At 39.7% G+C, this 6,768-nt stretch carries 4 protein-coding genes and 2 pseudogenes; 5 read left to right on the top strand and 1 reads right to left on the bottom strand.

Annotation, left to right across the window (positions count from 1 at the left end; genetic code table 11):
• The 5 genes and pseudogenes from H1P_RS29605 to H1P_RS29585 all read left to right on the top strand — a co-directional run.
• The coding region (locus H1P_RS29605; protein WP_144874505.1) for a DUF3854 domain-containing protein at nt 1-780 on the top strand (780 nt) is incomplete at its 5' end.
• Complete coding sequence (locus H1P_RS29600; RefSeq protein WP_144874503.1) at nt 753-2,648, top strand: DNA primase family protein; 1,896 nt, start codon at nt 753-755, stop codon at nt 2,646-2,648. The genes H1P_RS29605 and H1P_RS29600, both read left to right, overlap by 28 nt.
• An 88-nt stretch (nt 2,649-2,736) precedes the next feature.
• A pseudogene (locus tag H1P_RS29595) lies at nt 2,737-4,404 on the top strand (ATP-dependent DNA helicase); the annotation flags it as partial.
• A 170-nt stretch (nt 4,405-4,574) separates the two neighbouring features.
• Nucleotides 4,575-4,931: a zinc ribbon domain-containing protein gene (locus tag H1P_RS29590; protein WP_144874501.1), complete on the top strand. Its 357-nt coding sequence runs from the start codon at nt 4,575-4,577 to the stop codon at nt 4,929-4,931.
• A 67-nt stretch (nt 4,932-4,998) separates the two neighbouring features.
• On the top strand, nt 4,999-5,385 hold the full coding sequence (locus H1P_RS29585) for a hypothetical protein (RefSeq protein ID WP_144874499.1): 387 nt from the start codon (nt 4,999-5,001) through the stop codon (nt 5,383-5,385).
• A gap of 157 nt (nt 5,386-5,542) precedes the next feature.
• Here the strand turns inward: H1P_RS29585 and H1P_RS29580 are convergent.
• Nucleotides 5,543-6,768 (bottom strand): annotated as a pseudogene (locus H1P_RS29580) (IS701 family transposase); the annotation flags it as partial.

The following is a 6,768-nucleotide window of genomic DNA, read 5'->3' as shown; positions in this document are numbered from 1 at the left end:
TTATGTTCACACGAGCTTCCCACTCTTGCCTTATTAGGAGTAGAGATGGGGTTAACATCTAGTAAGGATGACCCCCAAGGAAAACGTTATTTAGTTCCTGAGTTAGAAAGATTTGCAAAGGAAGGATTTGGATTTATCTTTGCCTTTGACGCAGATACCTATACGAAGAAGCCAGTTAAACAGGCATTAATCAAACTAGCCCGTCAGATACAGAAGTATAATGTACCTGTATATTCTTTACCAGAATGGGACGAAAGTGACGGCAAAGGCGTGGATGATTTCATCAAAAATCAAGGTATTGAAGAATTTCGTAAACAATTATTAAGCCAAGCCTACTGCTTTGATGATTGGTACTCTAAATACGGAGAAGATGCGTTCACCACTGTCGGGGGAAACAAAATACCCAAAGCAGACATTGTTGGTGTAGAGATAGCGGAGCAATATAGCGAACGCTGGGTATATTGTGACGAGTTAAAAACCTGGTTGACCTACAGCTTAGAAACAGAAGGGATTTGGACTCTTGTTAGTAAAGATTACTTAGCAGCCGAAATACACGCCATTTTAAAGGCTCGGAATATCAAGGGATATGGTACTAACGCTTATGTTGAGAATATCATCGGCACTTTAAAAAGAGAATTATTTATTAGGAAGTGGGATGAAAAATCTTCTACTGACTGGTTGCCCTTTAAGAATGGAGTATTAGAGTTAGCGACAAATAAGTTACACGAACACAATCCTGATTTTAGATTTACGTGCAATTGCCAAGAGACTATACGGTAGTAGAAGCAGGTTGGACAAAAATAGATACTTGGATGAATGAAGCCACCAAAGGAAACTCTGAATATAAAGAATTATTACTTTGTTTTGCTGCTGCGGTCTTAAGAGGGAGGAATGATCTACAGAAATTCCTACATCTGATTGGTGGAGGAGGTAGTGGGAAAAGTACCTTTACCACGCTACTAACGGCTCTGGTAGGAGAATCTAACACAGCTACGATGAATTTGGGGGAATTAGAGGATAAACACGAAATAGCTCGTATTTTCGGCAAAAGGTTGGTAGTACTGCCAGATCAGGATAAAGCACCCAAGAAGATGAGTAACTTTAAGCGACTAACGGGTCAAGATAGGTTGTCTGGTAGAAGACTGTTTGAGAATGGTTTTGAGTATGTATTTGGCGGGTTGACAGTAGTAACCTCAAACTTCCCCATCTTCCACACTAATTTAGGTTCGTGGTTGACCCGTCGAGTAAGCATGATTCCTTTTGATTATCAATGTCCCAACCATAAGAAGCGGGACTTGATGAAAGAGTTTGAAGGAGAACTTGGAGCATTTACCTCTTATTTGTTAAGTATCCCAGAGACGAGAATAGAAGCAGTGTTGAAAGGGATAGGCGATCGCTCTCTTTCAACAACAGTATGGGAGTCTCAAATAAGGAGTGAAGGGCTGGCAGCTTGGGTGAATGAATGGGTAATACAAGATAGTACAGGTAGTGTGCCAATTGGCAGTAATGCAGGAGAGTGGAAAGTAGGAGAGGATTATGATGCGACTTGTTCTACTCTCTATGGCAGTTACGCACTTTATTGTCAACAAACTAAAAGGTCGGCAAAATCCCCTCAGAACTTCTCGTGCGAGTTGCTAGAACTAACAAATCGAACCTTGGGATGGTTAACCGAAAAAGCGAGAGTCAAGATATCAGGGAAAACAGTGAGGGTCATCAAGGGATTAAAACTGCGTGAGCGGAGTGATACTCAATTAACAGTAGAGGAAATTCTTGAGGGTTCGATGAGTGGTGACAACAGGAGTGACAACCAGGGGGACAACCAAGGTGACAACCCAAAACCCTCATCAAATAAGGGAAGTGAGCTAGGTGACAACCTTTATTCAAACTTTGAGGTCGGGGGATGCTCTCGGCTAGAGAGCATATCCAACCGACCTGTTGAGTCAACTAATATAAACCTCTCTGATAACTGTGACGGGGCTTATAAAGGTCGGAGGCAACCTCCGACCACAGCCCCTCACAATCTGACAACTGTCACATTACCTGATTCGGTTGAAAATAAAAATACTTCAAATAATTCCTCTCAAGTTGTCACCCCTGTCACTATCCCCATACAGCAAAAGGTTTCCGCTGTCCCAGAGGTTGTCACCTTCGCTGTCACCTCGGTTGTCCCCAGTGAAATAAATTGGAAAACATATCCATACAATAGTAACGACACCTATACTCTTTTGAACCGCGCTAACAAAGTAAAAGAGCGGGTCTTAGATTGTAGTACAAAGAACGACTTAATTAAGTTACTGGCTGACAACAAAGCGAGTGAACCAGAAATTAACTGGCTGAGAGAGAATTATTTAAGCATCTCTGAAAAGCAGCAGCTGACTCTAATTGAAAACTCAACCCAAGGAAATTTGTTTAAGGGGCCAGAGCCTACCCCAAGAGGGGAAATAGTTGAATACCGATTATCAGAGATAATTGAGTCAATAGACCATGAAATGAAACGATTGGGATGGAGTAAAGAACAGGGTCGGCAGTACTTAATGGAGAGATACAACAAAAAAAGTAGATTACATTTGACAGATGAAGAATTATTGGAGTTTTGGGATTATCTGAAAAATCTCGACAAAAAAGGCGACGGTAGAGTTGATAGTTGAGTATAATAAAGGACAGAGCGATCGCTATTTCAGTTTGAGGACTTGCGGATCAACAAGAAAGCGAATCTCTAGACGTGGGGTGCAGCGAATGGGGGAAAATGACCATCTCAAGAAATTAAGACAATTATGGTCGTTGGTGCTAGACTCTCTCAGCCCACCAATGACAAAAGCTTTGTTCCAACAACATGGGCAACTCTTAGATTTCCAAGAAAACCAGGCGGTGGTTGCCTTGAGAACCAGAGCCTTGATTGAAAAGAATCGGGGTCGAATTCCTCATCTTCAATCCGCTTTTTTTGAGGTGACCAACAAGCTGGTTACGGTGGAGTTAATTTTAAGAAGCGAATACTCCGCTTTATCACCAAGAGAAATCTCTTTTCAGGAAGAGCAGGCTCAGTTGTTGAGCCACTCCAAAACCAGGAGTCACGCCATAGCGATTCATGATTCACCCTTAACTCTGACTACTGTTGTTCTCTCAAACAAGGGCGAAGTTCATCTAACTCCAGACCAAGAAACGGCACTATCTCAACTTATTGAGTTTACCCAAACTCAAGAGAAATTCTTCAGACTGACAGGATTTGCAGGAACGGGAAAAACCGTTCTGATAACTTATTATATCCAGTGGTTAGTTAGTGAGGGAATTAACTTTGTCGCAGCAACTCCCACCAATAAAGCAGCTAAGAATCTCTCTCAGATTGCCGAAAATTCAGGTCTTAATCTGTCCGTAAAAACAGTAGCTCAACTATTAGGACAGCAACCAGTACTTGATGAAGAGACGGGAAGAGAAGTTTTCTTAAGCCAAGAAGAATTGGACTGGTCGGGTTATGGAATCATTATCATTGATGAATTTTCCATGCTCAATCGAGATAATTATAGCGCGATCGCTTCGGAGGTAAAAAGCTCTCTACTCTCAAAGGCAGTCTTTGTGGGAGATTCGGCACAATTACCTCCAGTAAAAGAAAGAGAACCGATTGTCAGCACCAGTGATGAAATTCAACAATCAGCGACTTTAACTCAAGTAGTTCGTTACGATGGAGCAATCGCAGAAGTTGCCCAAGAAATCCGCAGCAATCCCCAGTATTCTCGTATTCTTTATCCATTTACCACGACAAGCGATCAGCCCGAAGGGCTGCCACTGCGTGATCGCACGATTGTTTGTTTATCTCAGAAAGAATGGTTGAATAGAGCGATCGCACTTTTTGAGTCGTCACAATTCAAGCTCAATCCAGATTACGTGAGGTTTTTGGCTTGGAGAAACCAAACGGTAGAATCTTTAAACAAGTTTGTTCGTAGTCAGTTATGGGGTAAAAATGCACCCGATTATGTGCCAGGAGATAGGTTAATAGCCAGAAGACCCCTATTTAGAGCATCTCCAGGGCAAAAAGGCAAGAACAAGTGGAGAATTGCCCTGAATAATTCCGAAGAAGCCCAAGTAATTGACTTTGGAGAAGAGTGTGAATTACTATTTCTCGGTCAAATATATAAGTATTGGAAAGTGATGGTTAAACCCGATTGTGGAAAAGAGCAACCCCTTTCGATACTTCATAATGAAAGTTTTGAGTTATACACCAAACAGGTGAAGTATTTGGCGCAGGTTAAACAATGGCAGAATTACTATGACCTGTCGAGAATGTTTGATGATGTAGGTTATGCTTACAGTTTAACGACACACAAAGCACAAGGCAGTACCATTGATTATGTATTTTTGGATGTTGCGGACATGAGAGGGTGTAGCGATCAGGCGAAGCCTGCCACTGCGTGATCGCCAAAAATTACAGTATACGGCATTGACTAGAGCCAAAACACAGGTTTTAATTCCGAGCGTAAAACAAAAGAACTATTCATATTGTCCGAGAAAATGCCAGTAGTCGTCAGAGGCATCATCATCATCTGACTAGTTACCTAAGCAAAAACCACGCGCAAGTAATTATGGAGGATTTGAATGTCACAGGACTAATTAAAAATCGGCATCTGAGTAGAGCTTTGAGCGATGCAGCTTTCGGAACTATTAGAACTCAAACAGAATATAAATGCGCTCGTTATGGTTCGAGTTTAACCTTAGCGGATAGATTCTTTCCCAGTAGTCAATTATGTAGTAGTTGCGGTCATCGTCAAAAAATGCCCCTCAAAGAGCGAGTTTACAACTGTGCCATGGTCGAACAACAAAATTGGTATTTATATACCTCTTTAATTATGTTCATAACAGTTTTATCTCAAACCGCCGTGTGGTTTCGTTTCTTAAAACTTAGGGCAAAAAATGAACCAGGTAATCAAGAAAGACTATGAAATAATTAAAATTATCAAGGATGTCAATCAATTAAATAAGGTCAATCAAATAAAAAGGAGAGAGAAAATGATGATTGATTCGTCAGAAAAACTGGTTTCTTGGACTAAAGATCCTGTTGTAGAAAGAGCTTTAGAAGGGTTACATTTGTCTTTTTTAAAATTGGCTCGTAAACCAAAAATAGAGCCAGAAATGGAGGAATTAAGCGGAAAAACTGTAATCGAATTGTATGAAGAAAAACAACAAATGCAATTACTTATCTCACTCGAACGCTCTAGTATGAGTAAAAGAGCTTGGCGCAGAAACAGATGCCGTAAACCTTACAAAAATTATAAAAAGAGATTGGCTCTTCTCAGAGAAGCTATAAATTCTAGTTTATGGGAAGCTAAATTTAATGCAGAGAGAGACGAACGAATTGCTTTGCAGAATTATTATCTTGAAACAGAGCCTTGGTAATCGCTCTGTTTAAAATGATCGTGACTCGAACCAGAAAAACTTTGTCGATAAAAATACAGAAGAAACCGAGGATAAAAATCGGAGAAACATTCTTATTTTCCCGATTATATCCCTCTTCTGTCACTCTCCGAATTCAAAGAGTAGGAAATAAGGTGATTTATCCAGAAAGAGGCAGTGTTGGAAATTGATTGATGCGGTCAATTAAGTTATGTAATCCTAGCAATAAAGAAGAATTAGGAAATATCTCTAGCCAGGGAAAAATCAACCATAAAAGAATGCTTGGTTGAATCAGAAGACGGACATTATTTAGAACATTCTTCCATCCTATTTGATGATTCCATTGTGGATGAGAAGTCCCATCAATATTGGTTTGAAATGGTTCTTGAGATGCTTCAGTTTTAGTCAGGCTAGAGGAGTTTAAAGATAAAAAAACTTGAGTATTTAAACTAATCATTAAGTAGGCACAAAAAATGATTTCCCACCATTTATTTATTTCAGCAAAATTAGTGAATCGGTAATCAGTCCAGCCCAACTCTTGTTTGCATTGTCGAAAGCCATATTCAACCCATGTTCTTAATCCATATAAATTCCCCAGAATCTTTTTCATTTTACTTCTAGTCTTTTGAAGATTTGTCATGACAAAAGAAGTTGAATTCTCTGGCATAGTTTCGGTGTCTGTCGTTATTTCCCAATAAGTTCTGTAGCTTCTTTTGCCAAAAACAATTTCTCGAATATATCTAGTTTCTGATTTTTGATTACTAAAGATACGCTCAAATTTATACCATTTACGACGCGAAGCTAGTCCTTTAGGATTAGCTCTTACCTTTTGATTACTTGGCATCCAGACTCCGTGATTATTTCTAATTGCCAGCACCCAAGGTATTTTATGTTTGTCTAAAGTAGCTATAAATTAACTGGCTTCCCCGTATAAACTATCTGCTAAAACTAACTCGATATGAAAACCAAATTCAACTAACTCTGCAATAATTGATGATGCCAATTCAATCTTGGTTTGATATTTATCTCCTGGCTTTAATGTTCCTTTGGGTTTAAATACTTTAAAGATTAGTGGAAAGGTTATATTCTCATAAATACCGTAAGCATTTACTGACACTATTCCACTGTCAACTTTACCGACACTTCCCAAGTATTGTCGAGCAACATAATCTGTTTTTCTCCCCTTCTTTCTATCTCCTGTTTCATCAATTACTACTATAATTTTTTGGGCTTTTAATGCTTCAAAAGTTATCGTTAGTCTTCTGTTTTCTAGTTCTTCTACTGACCAAGGCGAATTAGCGATGCAGCGCGGTCTTGGGGGTTTCCCCCATGAGCGACTGCATCAAGAAGCTAAGAAATGATGTAATGATTGAGGTGAAGAGATGC

The sequence above is a fragment of the Hyella patelloides LEGE 07179 genome (assembly GCF_900659865.1).
Classification (GTDB): Bacteria; Cyanobacteriota; Cyanobacteriia; order Cyanobacteriales; family Xenococcaceae; genus Hyella; species Hyella patelloides.
Note: the sequence above shows the minus strand (reverse complement) of the source record. Positions and strands in the feature narration are given on the sequence as shown.

What these genes read in the sequence shown, in the direction of transcription:
- H1P_RS29585 (WP_144874499.1), top strand. Translation starts at nt 4,999, where the DNA reads ATGATGATTGATTCGTCAGAAAAACTGGTTTCTTGGACTAAAGATCCT.
- H1P_RS29590 (WP_144874501.1), top strand. Translation starts at nt 4,575, where the DNA reads ATGGAGGATTTGAATGTCACAGGACTAATTAAAAATCGGCATCTGAGT.